This is a genomic window from Clostridium sp. 1001275B_160808_H3 (assembly GCF_015550425.1).
Lineage (GTDB): Bacteria > Bacillota > Clostridia > Clostridiales > Clostridiaceae > Clostridium.
The window spans coordinates 89,249-109,451 of the sequence record NZ_JADNAT010000002.1; the positions used below are offsets into that span (position 1 = coordinate 89,249).

A 20,203-nucleotide genomic window follows, 5' to 3' on the forward strand; every position below is an offset into this window, starting at 1 on the left:
AAGAACTGGAAGAAGGAGTTTCAATAGTTGTTGGAATTTCTTCTTTTTTTATCTTAAAAATTTTACATAAAGTATAATTCAAATAATATAAAAAAAATTAGAGTCCACAAAGTTTTTTTCATAATATGTAAGACTGGACTAATGATAGAGGTATTATATAAATAATTATTATTGAGTAGATAAATGTAGTTACTTTATTAAGAAATACAGTAACTACAAGATTTTTTAATTCATTGCAATAAGCTGCAAAAAATATACTGTTGGAAGCCCATTTATAAATTGATAATTTGCATATAAAATAGTAAAAATGAATAAGTATATTTTAATGAGAATATTCAGGGGGAATAAAAATGCATATGGCAGATGTATTAGTAACTCCGAGCGTTGGCTCTGCAATGTTAGTTGCAGCAGCTGGAGTTACAGCTTATTCAGTTAATAAAATAAGGAAAGATGAAGATATTCAAAATAAAATACCACTAATGGGGGTAGTAGGAGCTTTTGTATTTGCAGCTCAAATGGTTAATTTTTCAATACCTGGCACAGGCTCGAGTGGACATATTTCAGGTGGAGTTCTGCTTGCAGCAATTTTAGGACCAGAAGCTGGATTTTTATCACTTACATCCATACTAATAGTTCAATCTTTGTTTTTTGGTGATGGAGGTCTTTTGGCTTTAGGATGCAATATTATAAACATTGGTTTTTTCGGTTGTTTTATAGGATATAAGCTTATTTATAAAAATACAATTTGTAAAAATTATACTAAGAAAAGAATTATGCTAGCATCAATTTTAGGAGCGGTTTTTGGATTACAATTTGGTGCATTTTCAGTTGTATTAGAAACATTAGCCTCAGGTGTAACTAAATTGCCATTTCAAGTATTTCTTTTTTTTATGCAGCCTATACATTTAGCTATTGGTATAGTAGAAGGAATAGTGACAGGAATAGTTCTTAATTTTTTATATCAAAATAGGCCAGATATCTTGGAAAAAGCAGCTACAACAAAGATTTATAAAATGACCAAGAAAGAATTAATTTCAATTATTCTAGCAGTTGCATTAGTTGTTGGAGGAGGAATTTCACTTTTAGCATCATCACATCCAGATGGGCTTGAATGGTCTATTTTAAAAACTTCAGGTAGTGAAGAATTAAGTGTTAGTGGTTATATTTATGAAAAGGCATTAGATGTACAAAATAAAACAGCGTTTTTATTAGACTATGGATTTAACTCTGATAATCTATCTGCAACTGAAGAAATTATAGGAAAAGTAATATCTGGAGTTGTCGGAGTTGCTATTACAACAGGAATTATAGTATTAATAGCCTATATTTCAACAAGAGAAAAAAAATCATATGCTATTAATGGTGAGGTAAATGAGATAGAAGATAAATTTGAGGAGAAATAAGATGGATGATATTAGTAAAGCTATATCTAACATTAGAAAGGTAGATGAATTAGGGGATAAGTGTACAATGATTCATAAAATAGATTCATCTATAAAAATTATAGTCACTATCATTTATGTAATAAAAGTACTTTCTATAAATCAATTTATAATATCAGATATTATATGTATAGTGTTATATCCTCTAATATTATTTATATTTGGGAAAGTACCAGTAAAATTTATTTTCAAAAAAATATTGTTTGTTTTACCTATTATATTTGGACTTTCAATAATTAATATAATTATAGATTTTTCTTATTCAGAGATTTATTTTTCAGTATTACTTCTATTTAAATGTACTTTCACTTTAGTAGGTGCACTCCTTTTAATAGTAACTACTGGAATTAACAATTTAGCATCTGGACTTAAAAAACTAAAAATACCTAACATTCTAATAATGCAGATATTAATGTTGTATAGATATATAATTTTGATGATGGAGGAGTGTTATAGAGTGAAATCTGCTTATGAATTAAGGACTCTAGGAGAAAAATCTATGACTATAAAAGATTTTGGGCAGATAATAGGGCAAATGCTTTTAAAAACTATAGATAAATCAGAAAAAGTATATGAAGCAATGAAGCTTAGAGGATTTGAGGACGATTTATACATTAATATTAATAAAAGAGTAGGATATATGGATTTTTTATATTTAATTACATTTGCAGTAATTTTAATCTTTCTATAATAATAAGATCAGAATATTAATTTTGGAGGATTTATGAACAAAAAAGTAATAGAAGTAGATAATATTAATTACAAATATCCAGATGGATATAGAGCTATAAAGGACGTATCTTTTTACGTAAGAGAAGGAGAAAAACTTGGAATTATAGGTGCAAATGGCGCTGGAAAATCTACTATGCTAAAATTACTTATAGGTATCTTAACAGCAGAAAATGGAAGAATTATTGTAAATGATATTTTGCTTAATAAAAAAAATTTAAAGGAAATAAGAAAAAAAGTAGGTTTTGTATTTCAGGAGTCAGATAATCAGCTTTTCATGAATACTGTATATAATGATATTGCATTTGGCCTTAGAAGCGGAAAATTAGATGAAGAGAATATAAACTTAAAAATAGATAAGATATTAGAAGAAATTAAAATTGAAAGGTTAAGAAATAAGCAGATATATAAATTATCAGGTGGAGAAAAAAAGGTTGTAGCAATAGCAGGAATTATAGTTATGAATCCTGAGATAATTTTGATGGATGAAGTAACAGCATCACTAGATCCAAAGTCTAGACGAACAGTTATAAATTTAATAACAGATTTAAAAGAAACAATAGTTATTGCCAGCCATGATTTAGATATGATACTAGATGTATGTGATAGAGTTTTAGTATTTAGCAATGGGGAGATTATACAAGAAGGATCTTCATATTCAATACTTAGTAATGAGAAAATTATGGAGGAAAGTAATTTAGAGCTTCCATTATCACTAATAAAAAAATAAATATAATAAAAAAGTACTGTTAAATATATTTATACAAAATCTTACTTGATAAATATATTTAACAGTACTTTTTTACTAGGAATTTACAAAAAAATATAATTAAAGGTTCATAATATTTACTTATTTCTTCTAAAATTAGGTATCTTTATTTGAAAACTACAAATAATAGATAATACTTGCCAAAGTAATATAAAAAAGGAGGAAAATGAATTGTATTTAACAGATAGAGAAAGAGAAAAACTTATGATTGTTGTTGCAGCAGATGTTGCAAGGAGAAGAAAAAAGAAAGGTTTAAAATTAAACCATCCTGAATCTGTAGCGCTAATTACTGATGAGCTCTTAGAAGCTGCTAGAGAAGGCAGGGAAGTAAAAGATTTAATGGATTATGGTACAAAAATTTTAAGCAAGAGTGATGTAATGGAAGGCATATCTGAAATGATTCAGGTAGTTCAAGTCGAAGCGACATTTCCTGATGGGACTAAATTAATTACAGTACATGATCCAATACGTTAAGAAAGGAGACGGATATAATTGACACCAGGAGAATTAATTATAAAAGAAGGAACTATAGAATATAACAAAGGAAAAGAGGCAATAAAGCTTGAGGTGGTGAATACTGGAGATAGACCTGTGCAAATAGGTTCTCACTATCATTTTTATGAAGTAAATGATTTTTTAAAATTTGATAGGGAAAAAGCTTATGGAAAGAGATTAGATATTCCATCAGGGACTGCAGTTAGATTTGAACCAGGAGATAAAAAGGAAATAAATTTAATAGATATTGGTGGAGTTAGAAGAGTTTATGGTTTACGTAACTTAGTTGATGGATATTTAGATGGAAGGAGTTGTAAAGAGTAATGAGTTTTGAAATAGATAGACATCGTTATGTAGAATTATTTGGACCAACAAAAGGAGATAAAATAAGGCTAGGGGACACAGATTTAATTATTGAAATTGAAAAAGACTATACAGGATATGGAGATGAATGCAAATTTGGAGGTGGTAAGGTATTAAGAGATGGAATGGGCCAAAATGCAATTGAAAGCAGAGAAAATCCTATGGTTGCAGATCTAATCATTACAGGAGCTACTGTTATAGATTATACAGGAATATATAAGGCTGATATTGGTATCCGTGATGGAAAGATTTTAGCTATTGGTAAGGGTGGAAATCCTTATACTATGGATGATGTAGATTTTATAGTAGCACCAAGTACAGAAGCATTAGCTGGAGAGGGAAGAATAATAACTGCAGGGGGGATAGATACCCATGTGCATTATATAAATCCAGATATTGTTAGCGCTGCATTAGAGGGTGGGATAACAACACTTATAGGGGGAGGGACTGGCCCAGTTGATGGAACTAATGCTGTTACTTCAACACCAGGAAAATGGTCTATTCATCGTATGTTAGAATCCTCAGAAGCATTTCCTATAAATCTTGGCTTCTTAGGAAAAGGTAGTGGAGCAAATATGAAAGTTACAGCAGAGCAGATTGAGGCAGGTGCCTGTGGGCTTAAGGTTCATGAAGACTGGGGAGCAACAAGATCAGCAATAGATTATTCACTAAAAACAGCAGATGAATATGATATTCAAGTTGCAATACATTCTGATACATTAAACGAAGGTGGATTTGTAGAGCATACAATTGAAGCATTTGCAGGAAGAACCATTCATACATATCATACTGAAGGAGCAGGCGGTGGTCATGCACCAGATTTATTAAAAGTAGCTTCTAAACTTAATGTAATACCAGCATCAACTAATCCAACTAAGCCTTTTACTATAAATACAATTGCAGAACATTTAGATATGTTGATGGTATGTCATCACTTAGATCCTAAAGTTCCAGAAGATATAGCATTTGCAGATTCTAGAATAAGAAGGCAAACAATTGCAGCAGAAGATATATTACAAGATATGGGTGTATTTAGTATTATGAGTTCTGACTCAATGGCTATGGGAAGAATAGGTGAAGTTATTACTAGAACATGGCAAACTGCAAGTAAGATGAAAATGCAAAGAGGCATATTAGAAGGAGACTCCGGAGAAAATGATAATAATAGAGTTAGAAGATATGTTGCAAAATATACTATAAATCCAGCTTTAGCACAAGGAATATCAAAATATGTAGGTTCTGTAGAAGTAGGGAAAATGGCAGATTTAGTAGTTTGGGATACACAATTCTTTGGTGTAAAACCACATCTAGTAATCAAAGGCGGTATGGTAAATAAATCAATAATAGGAGAAGCTAATGCATCTATTCCAACATGTCAGCCAGAATATTATAGAGATTGTTTTGGCTCATATGGAAAAGCAAAATATCCAACTTCTGCAACTTTTGTTTCCAAATACGCATACGAACATGGCATAAAAGAAGAATTAGGATTGCAAAAGTTAGTATTACCAGTAGGAGGAATAAGAAATTTAACAAAGAAAGACATGAAATTAAATAATGCTACTCCAAAACTTGGGGTTGATCCAGAAACTTATGATGTTACTGTAGATGGAGAGTTAATAACTTGTGAACCAGCAAAAGAGCTACCATTAGCACAAAGATACTTCTTATTTTAAATTTTACATTATTCATTTTGCATTACTAGTTTTACAGTATGCTATGGCATTCTATAGGAGGGATAGAGAAATGATCTTTGATGAGGTAATAGGAAATATTAATCAAATAGATAATTTAAATGGATATCATGTTGAAACAATATATTTAAATAGTGAAGACATGCTTAAAAGAATTCTAAGAGTAACTTCAGATCATAATAGAGAATATGGAATAACATTAAAAAATAGTGAAAAGCTAACAAATGGTGATATTCTTTATAATGTAGATAAGAAGCTGATAGTTGTGAAAATTAATAGTGAAGATGTTTTGCTTATTAAGCCAAGAACTATAAATGAAATGGGAATAATAGCACATGCTTTAGGAAATAGGCATCTCCAAGCACAATTTGAGGATGATAAAATGATAATCCAATATGACAGGTTAGTAGAAGAAGAATTAAAAAGAGATAATATTAATTACTCAAGAGAAAATATAACTTTGAAAAAGGCGTTTAGACATGTTGAATTTGCACACAAACACTAAAAATAATGAAAATAATATTATAAATATACTGCGAGTTATACAAATATGTGATTCTAGCTTCCCTATAGGTTCTTTTAATCATTCATATGGTATGGAAAGTTATTTAAGAAATAATAAGATTAATAGTACAGAAAGTTTGAAAGAATACATTGATATGTTTTTAAATAATGTATTTATTTATAATGATGGATTAGCAATTAGGATGTTATATGAATATTTAAATAAAAATGAATTAGAAAAGATTTTAGAACTTGATAGAATGATTACAGTTCAAAGCATAGCTAAAGAAACTAGGAATGCTTCAAAACTTGTAGCAAGCAGAATGATTAAACTTCTTCTTGAGTTATATGATAGTGATATTTTAAAAGCATATGAAGAAAAAATTAATATAAAGCAAGCTTTTGGGCATCCAGCTATAGTGTTTGGATTACTTATGTATACTTTGAATTTTTCAAAAGAGGAAGCTATAAGTTTCCATATGTATAGTACAATTTCAACACTTATTCAAAATGGTGTTAGGGCTATACCCATAGGACAAAAAGATGGTCAGATAATTCTTAAAAAGTGCAGTGAGAATTTTAAAGTTTTATATGAAAAGATTAAAAGTTTAGATTATAGCTTTTTTGGTGCAAGTACTCCAGGCATTGAATTAGCACAAATAAATCATGAAGTACTGGAGTTTAGATTATTTATGTCTTAAAATATGCAAATTAAATAATTAAAATCGATTATATATGAAAGGGTGAGCTTTATGAAAAAAACAGTAATAATAGGGGTCGGGGGGCCTGTTGGAAGTGGAAAAACTTTGTTAATAGAAAGATTAACTAGATTAATGAAAGATGAATATAATTGTGCAGTTATCACCAATGATATTTATACAAAGGAAGATGCTAAATTTTTAGTAAAGAATTCTGTGTTAACTGAAGATAGAGTTATTGGAGTAGAGACAGGAGGGTGTCCACACACAGCAATAAGAGAAGATGCATCTATGAATTTTGAGGCTATAGAAGAAATGAAGAGTAGATTTAATGACTTAGAGATTATTTTTTTGGAAAGTGGTGGAGATAATTTAGCAGCAACATTTAGTCCAGATTTAGTTGATTTCTCTATTTATATTATCGATGTAGCACAAGGTGAAAAGATTCCAAGAAAAGCAGGGCAGGGAATGATAAAGAGTGATTTATTTATCATTAATAAGATAGATTTAGCTCCTTATGTTGGAGCAGATTTAGAAGTTATGAGAAAAGATACGCTAACATTTAGAAAAGAAAATACATTTATATTTACTAATTTAAAAAAGGATGAAGGTGTAAATGAAGTTCTATCTTGGATTAAAAAGAATTGTTTATTAGAAGGAATTAACTAATATGAATAGCAGTAAGTATGCTGGAGAATTTGAAATAGTATTAGAGAAAAAGAATGAAAATACTGTTATAAGTGAAAAAAAATTTGATGGTCTAATAAAAGTATCCCCAACTATTCATCTTGATAGTGAGAAGATTTCAACTTATTTTATAGTTGGTCTTGGAGGTGGATATGTTGAAGGTGAAAAGTATAAATATAGCATTAATCTAAAGGAAGATTCAAGATCAATTATAACAACACAATCATCTACAAAAGTATATAAATGTGTAAATGGAAAGAAAACTGAACAAGAAACTCTAATAAATTTAGAGAAAAACAGCATATTAGAATATATAACAGATAGTGTAATACTATATAAGAATGCAATTTATAAGCAAGTAAATAATATTTATATGGATGAAAGTGCAACACTTATATATAGTGATGGAATTACGTCTGGATGGTCAAAAGAAGGAAACCCATTTCAATATAGTAATGCACAGTTAAAAACAAATGTATATGTAAATAATAAAATGGTTCTATTAGATAATTTATTAGTAAATCCAAGAGAAGATGATGTTACCAAATTAGGCTTTTTTGAAGGATATCAAAATTTTGGAACATTACTTGTAATAAATAAAAATATTAATGTGGAAATTATTGAAGAATTAAGAAATGACATCAAAAATTTAAATTTACCAATTTGCTTTGGTATATCAGAACTTGAAGTAAAAGGTTTTGTATTAAGAGTATTGGGTAACTTGACCCAAAATATAGAAAGTGCAATAAAGTTATGTCATAACTATATAAGGAAGAAATTTTTAAATTCTAGAGAATTATCTATACGTAAATATTAATAAGATAGGTTGTGAAAACATATGTTAGGAATAGTATTATTATATGTAGGAATAGTTCTAATAAATAATGGTATAAGCAGATTATACAATATAGATGAAAAATCAGCTGCTGTAATGAATATATTTACAGGTGCTTTAGCAGTAGTAATTGATACTGTAAATGTAATACAGGAAGATTACTATGCAGTAGGGACAGGATTATTATTTGGGTTTACATATTTATTTATAGGTATAAACGGTATATTTAAATTGGATAAAAGACCTTATGGTTGGTATAGCTTATTTGTAGCTATAAATACTATATCATGTGCATATCTAAGTTTTACACAAGATTTAGATTGGAGAATGGGGACTATATGGATATTATGGGGCATACTTTGGGCTACAGCCTTTATAGAAATAATTCTAAAGAAAAATCTTGGAAAGTTTGTCCCATATTTAGCTATATTTGAAGGAATTATAACTGCTTGGATACCTGGATTTTTGATGCTTGTTGAGAGGTGGTAATTCTAATGTAATATTGAATTTTCTGAATATATGCGTGATAAATTAAAAATATATTTAATTTATATAAAAATGAGCATATTATATAATTATATTAACTGATTGTATTAAATAATCTTTCACAATATAGAAATGTATTGTGAAAGATTATTTATTTTTATATAAGAAATTATAAGCTTTTCTGTACAATTAAGATTATTAACTATTAGCTAAAGAATAAAATAAGTACTTTATTAACATTTTTAAGTGGATTTCATATAATACTTATGCAAAACTATAATAGGATGTGTATAAATATGTCCATAATAAGTAAGGTGCTTTATAGGACAATTATTGGTTGTGGAGGAGTCGTAGAAAGAAAATTTATTAAAGAAACTAAAAACTTTAAGAAAGTTAATAATGACTTGTTGTTTGATATTTTATCTAAAAATGCTAGTAGTGAAATAGGGGACAAATTTGAATTTAAAAATATACTTTCTGTAAGTGATTTTAAGAAAGAAGTCCCTTTAACTGACTATTCATATTATGATAATTATATTGAACGTATGGCTAATGGTGAAAAAAATATATTAACAACACAGAATGTTGAGTATTTCGGGAATACTTCAGGAACTACAGGTAAACAAAAATTAATTCCAGTTACAAAGTCCAGTAGAATGAAAGCTGCAAAATATATGGCATTATTGATAACTAGATTTTCTTATAATAATTTTAAAGAAAACTGGAATTATGGTAGGGGATTAATGATTGCAGATGTAGTTATGAATACTTATACTGATGGGGGAATACCCATTTGTTCAGCAACTTCAGGTGGTATAAATGGCATGAAAAGTTTTTTGCCATATTTATATACATCACCTTATGAAGTTATGAAAATTAAAGATAAGGAAGTATCACTTTATTTACATGTACTTTTTGGATTAATGGAGAAAAAGCTATTATATATATCTGGAATTTTTATTTCGAACATATTAGATTTATTAAGGGTCATGGAAAAAAATTCTGATAGATTAGTAAGAGATATTCGTAAAGGGAGAGTAAGCAAAACATTAAATATTGATGAAGAAACTAGAAAAGCATTAAATAAATATTTATCTCCAAATGCTAGCAGGGCAGATGAATTAGAAAAGGAATTTAAAAAGGGATTTAAGGGAATTTGCAAAAGAGTTTGGCCAGAGCTACAATATATAGCAGCAGTTACAGGAGCTAATTTTACAATTTATGATGAGATGGTTAATTATTATTCAGGCTCAATTCCAATACACTCACCTTGTTATGCAGCATCAGAAGGAATTATAGGTATAAATCCATATGTTGAATATATAAGATATGTAATAATACCAGACACTGTTTTTTATGAATTTATTTCATCAGAAGAACTAAATGAAAGTAACCCAATGACATTTTGTACAGATGAATTAGAAATAGGAAAAAGCTATGAACTTGTTATTACAACTTATACAGGTCTTTATAGATATAGGTTAGGTGATGTTGTTAAGGTAGTTGGATTCTATAATAATTCACCTGAAATAGAATTTTTATATAGAAGAAATCAAGTATTAAACATGGTGTCAGAAAAAACAACTGAAGAGCATTTAACATCTGCAATAAGAAATACAAAAAATAAGCTTAAACTTAATTTAATAGATTATACTACAGTTGCTGATAATTCAAGAACTCCTGGTAGGTATCAATTTTACTTTGAAATCAAGGGGAATGTTACAAAGGAGTTAGTTAGAAATATTGAGATAACTTTAGATGAGGAGCTAAAAAATTGCAATTTAGCTTATAAGAGATTTAGAGGAAAAAGTGGACTAGCTAAACCAAAGGTAATAATACTTGAAGATGGAACATTTAATAAGGTAAAGGAATTTTTATTTATGAAGGGGATTTCAAAAAATCAAATTAAGATACCAAGAGTAACTACCACAAACAAAAATGTTTTGAATATTATTGAAGGTAGTAAACTACATTATTAGAATGCTGATAGTATAAAGTTATTTCATATTTTGCATAGATATTTTAAATAAGGACTTTAGAGATTGTTTTAGGTTAAGGTATCTTTAAATAAAATTATTTTTAATAATTATAAATTATCAATAAGAGGATGTACCAAAATAAATGATACTTCCTCTTATTTTTCTTTTAATAAAGTTTTGATTTCAGTTAATTCTTTTGTTAATTCTTCTATTTGCTTTTCTAATTTTTCTATTTTAGATATGTTAATATCATTACTGTTTGAACTATTAGTACTAGAAGAAGCTGATGTGCTTGAAGTATTTCCATTTGTGCTTGTAGAATTATTACTACAAAAAGGATTACTAATATTATAATTTTTTGGGTCATAATATCTACCTGGCCCTGATTCGAAATATTGTTGTTGAGCATTAAATACTAAAATAACTTGACCAACTAATTCTAACCAGTTTCCAATAAGATTTTGAATATTAAAAGGAATATTTCCAGCGATTATATTACCAATTATTTCACCTATTATTGCAAAAAGTTCTGGTGGAAGAGTTTGGAATGGACCTGGTGGTATATCATTACATCCAGTAGTATTATTATTGTTATTGTTAGTATTATTGTCATTGTTAGTATTATTGTTATTGTTATTATTATAACCACAAGATCTTAATAAATCTTCAAAATTTCCCCAACCATTAAAATTCATATTTTACCTCAATAAAAGTGATTATATTTATTATATTAAATATCTAATAAAAAGTACTAGATTAATAATATTATCTTTCATAGAAGATTAAATAATATATATGAATATGATATTAAATTTGTATGTGTATCACAGATTAGCATAAGACAATGAATAAATGATATAATATTAAAATACTTATTGGGAGGAGATTACATTAATAAATTTTTAGGTGATATTGCTGAGCTTAGCAATTAATTATGTATAAAATACATTTAAAATTATAAATAGCAGGAAGAAATCAAACAAAGGAGAGAGCTCTTAAAGCAATAAAGTTAAAAGAAGTCTATTACAATAAATACATCAAAACTAAATTTGAATTTGGAGTTATTATATGAAGAAAATAGAAAATATTTTGAAGATAAAAGAATATGAAAAATTTAAGTGTACAGCAGATAAATGTAGGTTCACTTGTTGTAAGGGGTGGGATATAAATGTAGATACTAACACTTATAATAAGTGGAGAGAAAAAGATGATCTTAATTATCTTTTAGATAATGTAAGGTTTATAAAAAGCAATGGAGAAAATAGCTATTTAATTAAGAAGGAAACAAAGGGAGCATGTCCTTTATTAAGCAATGAAGGGCTATGTAATATAGTTATAAATCATGGTGATGAAAATTTATCTTTAACTTGCAAGAACTTTCCTAGAATAGAAAATGAATTTGAAGATGTGAGAGAGCTTACTTTATCTTGCTCTTGTCCTGAGGTAGTTAACATAATTAGTGATATGAAAGAAAAGACGTATATAGAGTCTAATGATTCCCTATCTTATGTTGAAGATTTGGGATGCTTAAAAATAAGAGAGAGTTTAGTTAATATAATTCAAAAAGATGAAATAAGAATAGAAGATAAGCTTATCCTTTCCTATAATATGCTTTTTAATATGTTTGATAGTGATGATTTAACTTATGATAATTTAATAGAGTTTTTAGATAAATATAAATCTAGAAATTATATAAAAGAAGAATTAAATAAAATTAAAGACTATGAAAATAAAGAAAGTATAAAATATTTGAAAGAAATAAATTCATTATTTATAGATATAATAGAAAACTATAGAAATGTTTCTATTTTCAAAGAAGCGCTAAATGATATTTATAAATTTACTAAAGAAACTAATATAGAAAAGATTTTTAAGGATTGGAATGACTTTAAGGGTTTATTTAAAGAATATGATAAATTAATTGAAAACTGTATTGTATCAAAAGTTTTTAGTAGTTGTGTTAGTGAAGATTTAGAAGAAATGATTATTTCTTTTGAAATGATTATATTGGAATATTTATTTATAAGGCATGCTATATTTTTAAGATATTGTATTAATATAAAAGAAAATATTAGTAGCCAAGATGTAAAAGATTATATTGTAATTTTTTCAAGGATTATAGGTAATAACTCTGATGCAGTAATAGAATTTTTATTAGATATTTTTGGAAGTGAAATATTGGAATTTGATTATATATATTCATTAGTTGTAATTTAAATAGAAATAATTAAAAAAGTTATCAAAGAAAATCTTAATTTTATATAAGTAAAAAAAATAGTACACAAAGGTTAAGAAGGGAGATAATATAATTGGAAGAAATAAGAAAAAGGATAAGAAAATTTAGAGATGATAGAGAATGGTCACAATTTCATACACCAGCTAATTTAGCAAAGGCAATAAGCATTGAATCAGGAGAATTATTGGAGCATTTTCTTTGGGATGATAATCACAATAAAGAAGAAGTATGTGAAGAATTAGCAGATGTTATGATTTATTGCTTACATATGGCGGATTCATTAGGGGTTGATATAGAAGACATAATGAATAGAAAAATGGATAAAAATGAAAAGAAATACCCAGTAGAAAAAGCTAAGGGAACAAGTAAAAAGTACACGGAACTTTAATTTGTAGGGTCTAGATGGTAACTTAGTATAATATTTACTTGTGTTATTTGAAAATTATTTAAAGTAAAATGTAGTTATCATAATTAAATTTGTGGTAACTACAAATATTTATAAGAGGAAATGGAAGATATGAAGGTAATAGAAGTTGTTGCAGCAATAATAAAAAAAAGAAGATAAGATATTTATAACGCACAGAAGCTATGGTGAGTTTAAAGATATGTGGGAATTCCCAGGTGGAAAGATAGAAAATGGGGAATCACAAGAAGAAGCATTAATACGAGAAATAAAAGAAGAATTATCATCACAAAATTGGGTTCCAGCAGATGTGGAGGTAGTTGAAATGCTAGTAGGAGTTTATTAAGTTAATATTATTAGGGAAAAATCTATGATAGTACTTATATGCTAGTATAGTTTTTTATTTTAATATTTATAACAATATACAATTGTTGTAAATTGTAATTGTTTTAATAATAAGATATAATAAATCTAAAATATTATAATAAAGAAATGAATAATATAACTACGAATTTATCTTAATTATAATAAAATAATCAGGAGGCAAGACCATGGATAGGAAGGATTTTTCTGATTTAGAAGACCAAATTGTATCTACAGTAAAAAGTGCACTTGATGCTATAGATTTTGTCAATTTAAAAAAGGATATTAGTAATAAAACAGAGGACACTTTAAATGAATTTAAATCAAAGCTAAAAGAATATAATGACAAAGTAGAAAGTAAATATAGAGTTTTAAATAAAAAGCCTAAAAATGATATATCAGCATATATTAGCAAAAGGCCAGCTGGAACTGTATCAGGAATTATTTATACTATCTTTGGATTAATAGGAAGCTTAATTTTTGGATTTTTAGTATTGATGTGTTTAATATTTATGTCCTTTTTTACTAAGGTTATAACCGATGCTTTTGTTGGATTTACAGTTATATTTATATTCTTTGCAATAAGCCTAGTGTTATTATTAAGAGGAATAAATATAAGGAAAAGACTTAGAAGATTTAAAAAGTATGTAAGATTTATTGAAGATAATAGTTATTGCTTAATTAAAGATTTAGCTAGATTTGCAAAAGAAAAAGAATCCTTTGTTATTAAGGATTTAGAGAAGATGATTAATTTAGGTATGTTTTTAGAAGGGCATATCGATGAAGAAGAAACTTATCTTATGTTAAATGATGATGTTTATGGAGATTATTTAAATCTAAAAAAACAGCAAATAGCTAAAGAAGAATTAAATAAAAAAGAAGAATTAAATAAGAATATAGATGATTCAGAACAAGAAGAATTAAATTCTACAATTGAAATGGGAAGAAAATATATTGAACAAATAAAAAATACAAGGAATGTGCTTTATAAAGAGGAAATAGCCATAAAGCTTGATAAATTACAAAACATTGCAAATGAGATTCTTAATTATGTTGAAAAAAATCCTAAGAAGATTCAAGAAGTTAATAAATTTATAAATCATTATCTTCCTATTACAATTAAACTTATTAACTCTTATAAAGATTTAAGCAATCAATTAGTTCAAGGTGAAAATATTAAAAATGCTAAAGTAGAAATTGAAAAAAGCATAGATATTATAGAAACTGCTTTTGAAAATTTATTAGATGATTTATATGAAGATGTTGTTTTAGATATTTCTACAGATATATCTGTTCTTAAGACTTTATTTAAACAAGAGGGGTTAACAGAGGAAGATTTTAAGAAATAAGCTTAAAGTAAAAGGGAGGAATTTAAAATGAGTGATGAATTTAAGGAACCTATTAGTATAAAACCAGAATTGACATTTGAAGCATTTCAAGATGAAGCTCTTGATGTGCAAGTAAAGGAAGAAAAAGTAGAAGAAAAAATAATTGAGGATATCAATTTAACAGAAGAAGAAAAAAGGATGGTAGATCAATTTGTAGAGAAGATAGAAATAAATAACTCAAATTCTATCTTACAATATGGAGTAGGAGCCCAAAAGAAAATTTCTGATTTTTCTGAAACAGCATTAAATAATGTGAAAACTAAAGATTTAGGGGAAGTTGGAGATATGCTTTCCAATGTAGTTCTTGAGTTAAAGAACTTTGAAGAGTCAGAAGAGAAAAAAGGTATTTTAGGTTTCTTTAAAAAAGGCAAAGATAAGATTAATCAAATGAAAGTAAAATATGATAAGGTAGAGGATAATATAAATAAAATGTGTAATGTCCTTGAAAAGCATCAAATACAGCTTTTAAAAGATATTGCTATGCTAGATAAGATGTATGAAATAAATAAAGTATATTTTAAAGAACTTTCTATGTATATATTAGCTGGAAAAAAGAAGCTTCAAATATTGGAAAAAGAAGAGCTGCCTAAACTACAAGAAAAAGCAAAAAATAGTGGTCTTCCTCAGGATGCTCAAGAAGTAAATGACTTTATTTCACTTTGCAATCGCTTTGAAAAGAAAATTCATGATTTAGAATTAACAAAAATGATTTCTCTTCAGATGGCTCCTCAAATTCGTTTGATTCAAAATAATGACTCATTAATGTCTGAAAAAATACAATCAACAATTGTAAACACTATTCCACTTTGGAAAAGTCAAATAGTTTTAGCTCTTGGAGTTGCTCATTCTACTAATGCTGCAAAGGTTCAAAGTGAAGTAACGAATATGACAAATGAACTTTTACGTAAAAATGCAGAAATATTGAAAACTTCAACTATAGAAACAGCCAAAGCAGCAGAAAGAGGAATTGTTGATATTGATACTCTTAAAATGACTAATGAATCATTAATTTCAACTCTTGACGAAATACTTAATATACAAACAGAAGGACGCCAAAAGCGTAGAGAAGCTGAGTTAGAATTAAAAAATATTGAGGATCAATTAAAAAATAAACTTTTAGATTTTAAATATTAATGTAGTTAGAAAATTAAGTGAAAAAGTTTTTGAAAATTTTAAGATCTATAATAAAATAAAAAAAATTCAGTAGCGAGAAAGTATAAATTCAGGTAGGATTTGCACTTTCTCTTTTTTATTTACAAGGCATAGGAATATAGTGGTGGTAGCTTTCTATTTAGCATTTCATTGGTTATAAATATAATAGTAGGAAATAAATGTTTTATTATGATTGTTAAATTATAAACTGAAGAATATAATTAAAGTATTTCAAAATTTAATAATAAAGGGTTGAGTTTATGAAATATGTACATTTAACGGGGGATTCACTCGAGTGATGGCAATAAAATGTAAAAAAATAGGGGGATTTACGGGTGGGATTTCTGTAAATATAATTTCTTCAGTATAATGTAATGAAGTTATGTCTATTATCATTAAAAATGACAACGAATACAAATACTCGGATGGGATTGGTAAAAAGCGAGATTACTCAAAACTTTCAAAAGAGGAAACAAGAAATTATGTTAAAGAATCAGTATGTGAAGAAGAGAAGTATTATAAAGTAATAGGAACATTAAGTAAAGGCTTTAAATTAATGTTTATATTTTTTATATATAATTATAAATAAAAGGGGAGGAATTAAAAATGTTTTTAGAGGCTGATTTAGCTATGGAATTAGAGGTTGAAATTACTAATTCTATGACTGTAGGTAATGGATTAAATGGATATCTTAATATTATTCCAATTACAGGAGGAACTTTTAAATGTTTAAATAATGATGGAGTATTTGTAATGGGTAAAGTATTACCTGGTGGTGCAGATTGGAATACAAGAAAAAGTGAAACTTTATCACATGCTTTTGCTAAATATACAATTGAAACCGAGGATAATATATTTATATCTGTTGAAAATGAAGGCTATCTAGATGATATGGCGAGGGGGAAAATTATTAAGACTGTACCTAAATTTAAAGTTGATGAAAATAGTAATTACAGCTATTTGAATACTGGGGTATTTGTTGCTTCATTGGATGTAAATTTTTTTGAAAAAAGTATTGTGTCAATAAAGGTATATAAACTTAGATAAATAAATTATAAAGGATATTATAAGCAAAAAAATATAATGAGGGGAAATTTGTATGGGTAATGATTATTATGAAATAATAAAAGATTCATTAAAGGATAAGGATTTTAAAATTCTTCCAGAGGAATATAGAATTGAGAATAAAAAACAGGGGACTATAGAAAGGTTAGAGTATAAGGTAGAAGACTTAGAAAAGAGTAATAATATTAAACACTTGAATCTGTATCTTCCATATGAATATGAAGCTACAGATAAGAATAAAAAATATAATGTTCTATATCTAATGCATGGTGGTGGAGAAGATGAGAATTTACTATTTGGAGGGCCTGGTAAAAATACAGAGTTAAAGAATATATTAGATAATATGATTGCTAATTGTGATATTAAACCTCTTATTGTAGTTACACCTACATTTTATGGTGTTAAAAATGATTTGAAAAATGATGAAGAACTTTGTCATGTTGAAACAATTGATCATTCACTTCCTATAATTGAAACTAAATATTTTCATAATGAATTGATTAATGATCTGATTCCATTTGTAGAAACTAAATATAATACTTATACATCATCAGCTAATAAAGAGGACTTGAAGGCGTCGCGTGAACATAGAGCTTTTGGTGGATTTTCTATGGGTTCAGTTACTACTTGGTATGCATTTATAAACTGTCTAGATTATTTTAAATATTTTATACCATTAAGTGGTGACTGCTGGGCATTAGCTCAAAAAGCTGAAGGTAATATGGCAAAAGAAACAGCTGAATACTTAGCAAAAGTTGCAAAAGATTCTGGCTATGCTCCAAAGGGCTATTATTTACTTTGCGCTTCAGGAGATTTGGATATTGCTTATCCTAATATGAAGCCTCAAATAGATGCTATGAGAGAATTAAAGGATAGTTTTATTTATTCATCAGATTTGAAAGAAGGAAATTTTTATTTTATTGTGGGTCATGGTGGCATACATAATTGGCATTGGATTAACCAATTTATTTATAATATACTTCCTGATTTATTTAATTAATATAAAATATCTAGAATCTATATAGGAAAATATCTAGAATCTCTAGGGTGTTTTTATAAATAGTTTTGATATAAAATTTATCATAGTAGTACCTCTTGAAAACGATTTAAAACGAATTCAATGTAAAGGTATACTGATAAATTATTAAATATCATAAAAGTTAATTACAAAAATATTTAGGGGGATGAGAGTATGAAAGTCAAAAAAATCATTAGCCTTATTTGTACAGTGGTTGTTGCTACAGGACTATTAATAGGCTGTAAATCAAGTGGAGGAGATAATGGCAAAGGTGGAGAAAATGAAAAACCAGTAGTATTAACAACTTTAGCGGAATCTTCACAAGGATGGGTAAGAAACTTTAATCCATACAATAAGCCAACTCAATTTATTCAAGGATTTATGTACGAGCCATTAGTTATTTTTGATGCAAATAATGGTGGAAAAGAAGTAATGTGGTTAGCTGAAGATATTAAAAGTGAAGAAGATAACAAAACTCTTATAGTAAAATTAAGAAAAGATGTTAAGTGGAGTGATGGAGAAGACTTCAATGCTGATGACGTTGTATTCACATACACTTATTCAAAAGATAAACCAGAGATAGATACAAGTGGTAATTGGAACGGAGATAATCCAAAGTTACAATCAGTTGAAAAGGTAGATGATTATACAGTTAAAATTGTAGTTTCAAAGCCTAATGTGTTTAATAGAAAAGATATATTTACACAAACTTGGATGGTTCCAGAGCATATATTCTCTAAAATTTCAGATCCAGCAACAGCAGTAGTAGAAAATCCAGTCGTTACAGGATCTTTCTCAGAAGTTAAAGATTTTACTCCTGAAATGGTTGTTTTGGGAAGAAACAAAAATTATTGGAAGGCTGATGATTTAAAAGTAGATGAATTAAGAATACCACAATTTGATGGAAATGATGCTGCCTTAGCATTATTAGAAGAAGGAAATATTGACTGGGCTTATATTATGATTCCAGATATTGAAAACACTTATGTAAAAGGTGATGCTCATAAAAAATATTGGTACGGCAAAAATGATGGTTTAAGATTAAGCTTTAACTATATGACTAAAAATGAAAATAATAAGAAAGCTTTTGAATCAGTAGATTTTAGAAAAGCTGTATCTTTAGCAACTGATAGAAAAACTATTAATGATTCTGCAGCATTTGGTTACTTAAGTGATGAGGTACCATCAGTTACTGGATTACCATCAATGTTGTCATCTTATATAAATAAAGAAGCAAAAGCACTTTCAGATCCATATACTAAATTTGATTTAACTGAAGCAGAAAAAATTCTTGATAAAGCAGGTTTTGTAGATAAAGATGGAGATAAATTCAGAGAAAATCCAGATGGAACTCCAATTAAATTTGAAATAATTTCACCAGCAGGTTGGGCAGATTGGAACGCAGGAGCACAAATAGTTGCAGAAGATTTACAAAAAATTGGTATAAATGCTACAAATGCACCTAAAGAGCTTGGAGTTGTTACTGAAGCATGGGGAACTGGTGACTTTGATATGTTGTATACAGCTTATGGACAAAATACAAATATATGGAAGTATTACTTTGACACAATTGGTGATCAATCAAGATTCTTAACAAGTACTTGGTGGTCAACTTGTCAAAATAATTATAAAAATGATGAAATGACAGCTTTAATAGAAGAGTTACCAATAGCAACGGAAGAAAGACAAGCTGAAATAATTGAAACAATTGAAAAATTCTTTGCTGAAAATATGATTAGTGTACCAATATTATTCAATGGTAAGTGGAATGTTTATAGTGATGCTAGATTTACAGGTTGGACAACAGAAGAAGGTAAAGGTCCAGACCCAGCTAACTGCATACATGACTCTAAAATACTACAATTAATGGAATTAGAGCCAGTAAAATAAATTATTA

At 27.6% G+C, this 20,203-nt stretch carries 21 protein-coding genes and 1 pseudogene; 21 read left to right on the forward strand and 1 reads right to left on the reverse strand.

Annotated features, from left to right (window positions below):
* Nucleotides 1-350 precede the first annotated feature (350 nt).
* From I2A75_RS02360 to I2A75_RS02415, 12 genes are all read left to right on the forward strand, one after another.
* Nucleotides 351-1,403, forward strand: a complete 1,053-nt coding sequence (locus I2A75_RS02360; RefSeq protein ID WP_195262867.1) for an energy-coupling factor ABC transporter permease — start codon at nucleotides 351-353, stop codon at nucleotides 1,401-1,403.
* A 1-nt stretch (nucleotide 1,404) separates the two neighbouring features.
* On the forward strand, nucleotides 1,405-2,133 hold the full coding sequence (locus I2A75_RS02365) for an energy-coupling factor transporter transmembrane component T (RefSeq protein ID WP_195262868.1): 729 nt from the start codon (nucleotides 1,405-1,407) through the stop codon (nucleotides 2,131-2,133).
* 33 nt (nucleotides 2,134-2,166) lie between these two features.
* Entirely contained in the window at nucleotides 2,167-2,901 is a 735-nt protein-coding gene (locus I2A75_RS02370) for an ABC transporter ATP-binding protein (RefSeq protein WP_195262869.1), read from the forward strand.
* Between the two features lie 210 nt (nucleotides 2,902-3,111).
* On the forward strand, nucleotides 3,112-3,414 hold the full coding sequence (locus I2A75_RS02375; protein ID WP_195262870.1) for an urease subunit gamma: 303 nt from the start codon (nucleotides 3,112-3,114) through the stop codon (nucleotides 3,412-3,414).
* 18 nt (nucleotides 3,415-3,432) lie between these two features.
* Nucleotides 3,433-3,759, forward strand: a complete 327-nt coding sequence (gene ureB, locus I2A75_RS02380) for an urease subunit beta (RefSeq protein WP_195262871.1) — start codon at nucleotides 3,433-3,435, stop codon at nucleotides 3,757-3,759.
* Nucleotides 3,759-5,474 (forward strand): urease subunit alpha, encoded by a 1,716-nt coding sequence (ureC, locus tag I2A75_RS02385; RefSeq protein WP_195262872.1) that lies wholly within the window; start codon nucleotides 3,759-3,761, stop codon nucleotides 5,472-5,474. The genes ureB and ureC overlap by 1 nt, the downstream gene beginning before the upstream one ends.
* A 70-nt stretch (nucleotides 5,475-5,544) precedes the next feature.
* Entirely contained in the window at nucleotides 5,545-5,997 is a 453-nt protein-coding gene (locus I2A75_RS02390) for an urease accessory protein UreE (RefSeq protein WP_195262873.1), read from the forward strand.
* Nucleotides 5,972-6,697: an urease accessory protein UreF gene (locus tag I2A75_RS02395; RefSeq protein WP_195262874.1), complete on the forward strand. Its 726-nt coding sequence runs from the start codon at nucleotides 5,972-5,974 to the stop codon at nucleotides 6,695-6,697. The genes I2A75_RS02390 and I2A75_RS02395 overlap by 26 nt, the downstream gene beginning before the upstream one ends.
* Before the next feature lie 51 nt (nucleotides 6,698-6,748).
* On the forward strand, nucleotides 6,749-7,363 hold the full coding sequence (gene ureG / locus I2A75_RS02400; RefSeq protein WP_195262875.1) for an urease accessory protein UreG: 615 nt from the start codon (nucleotides 6,749-6,751) through the stop codon (nucleotides 7,361-7,363).
* A gap of 1 nt (nucleotide 7,364) precedes the next feature.
* Nucleotides 7,365-8,198 carry an urease accessory protein UreD gene (locus tag I2A75_RS02405; RefSeq protein ID WP_195262876.1) on the forward strand — a complete coding sequence of 278 codons (834 nt, stop codon included), beginning with the start codon at nucleotides 7,365-7,367 and terminating at the stop codon, nucleotides 8,196-8,198.
* 21 nt (nucleotides 8,199-8,219) lie between these two features.
* Nucleotides 8,220-8,705 (forward strand): AmiS/UreI family transporter, encoded by a 486-nt coding sequence (locus tag I2A75_RS02410; protein ID WP_195262877.1) that lies wholly within the window; start codon nucleotides 8,220-8,222, stop codon nucleotides 8,703-8,705.
* A gap of 293 nt (nucleotides 8,706-8,998) precedes the next feature.
* The gene (locus I2A75_RS02415) at nucleotides 8,999-10,681 is read left to right on the forward strand and encodes a GH3 auxin-responsive promoter family protein (RefSeq protein WP_195262878.1); all 1,683 of its coding nucleotides are present in this window, start codon (nucleotides 8,999-9,001) and stop codon (nucleotides 10,679-10,681) included.
* A 155-nt stretch (nucleotides 10,682-10,836) separates the two neighbouring features.
* Here I2A75_RS02415 and I2A75_RS02420 read toward each other — a convergent pair whose 3' ends face one another.
* On the reverse strand, nucleotides 10,837-11,376 hold the full coding sequence (locus I2A75_RS02420) for a hypothetical protein (RefSeq protein WP_195262879.1): 540 nt from the start codon (nucleotides 11,374-11,376) through the stop codon (nucleotides 10,837-10,839).
* 373 nt (nucleotides 11,377-11,749) lie between these two features.
* On the opposite strand from I2A75_RS02420, the gene fliB reads away from it, so the two are divergent.
* From fliB to I2A75_RS02465, 9 genes and pseudogenes are all read left to right on the forward strand, one after another.
* Nucleotides 11,750-12,898: a flagellin lysine-N-methylase gene (gene fliB, locus I2A75_RS02425; RefSeq protein WP_195262880.1), complete on the forward strand. Its 1,149-nt coding sequence runs from the start codon at nucleotides 11,750-11,752 to the stop codon at nucleotides 12,896-12,898.
* 92 nt (nucleotides 12,899-12,990) lie between these two features.
* Nucleotides 12,991-13,305: a nucleotide pyrophosphohydrolase gene (locus I2A75_RS02430; protein WP_195262881.1), complete on the forward strand. Its 315-nt coding sequence runs from the start codon at nucleotides 12,991-12,993 to the stop codon at nucleotides 13,303-13,305.
* A gap of 129 nt (nucleotides 13,306-13,434) precedes the next feature.
* Nucleotides 13,435-13,666 (forward strand): annotated as a pseudogene (locus I2A75_RS02435) (NUDIX domain-containing protein).
* A 205-nt stretch (nucleotides 13,667-13,871) separates the two neighbouring features.
* On the forward strand, nucleotides 13,872-15,032 hold the full coding sequence (locus I2A75_RS02440; protein WP_195262882.1) for a 5-bromo-4-chloroindolyl phosphate hydrolysis family protein: 1,161 nt from the start codon (nucleotides 13,872-13,874) through the stop codon (nucleotides 15,030-15,032).
* A gap of 27 nt (nucleotides 15,033-15,059) precedes the next feature.
* Nucleotides 15,060-16,205: a toxic anion resistance protein gene (locus tag I2A75_RS02445; protein WP_195262883.1), complete on the forward strand. Its 1,146-nt coding sequence runs from the start codon at nucleotides 15,060-15,062 to the stop codon at nucleotides 16,203-16,205.
* Nucleotides 16,206-16,605: 400 nt separating this feature from the next.
* Entirely contained in the window at nucleotides 16,606-16,812 is a 207-nt protein-coding gene (locus I2A75_RS02450) for a hypothetical protein (RefSeq protein WP_195262884.1), read from the forward strand.
* Nucleotides 16,813-16,829: 17 nt separating this feature from the next.
* Entirely contained in the window at nucleotides 16,830-17,270 is a 441-nt protein-coding gene (locus tag I2A75_RS02455) for a DUF3237 domain-containing protein (RefSeq protein WP_195262885.1), read from the forward strand.
* Nucleotides 17,271-17,322: 52 nt separating this feature from the next.
* Nucleotides 17,323-18,288 carry an alpha/beta hydrolase-fold protein gene (locus tag I2A75_RS02460; RefSeq protein ID WP_195262886.1) on the forward strand — a complete coding sequence of 322 codons (966 nt, stop codon included), beginning with the start codon at nucleotides 17,323-17,325 and terminating at the stop codon, nucleotides 18,286-18,288.
* Between the two features lie 192 nt (nucleotides 18,289-18,480).
* On the forward strand, nucleotides 18,481-20,196 hold the full coding sequence (locus I2A75_RS02465) for an ABC transporter substrate-binding protein (protein WP_195262887.1): 1,716 nt from the start codon (nucleotides 18,481-18,483) through the stop codon (nucleotides 20,194-20,196).
* Nucleotides 20,197-20,203 lie beyond the last annotated feature (7 nt).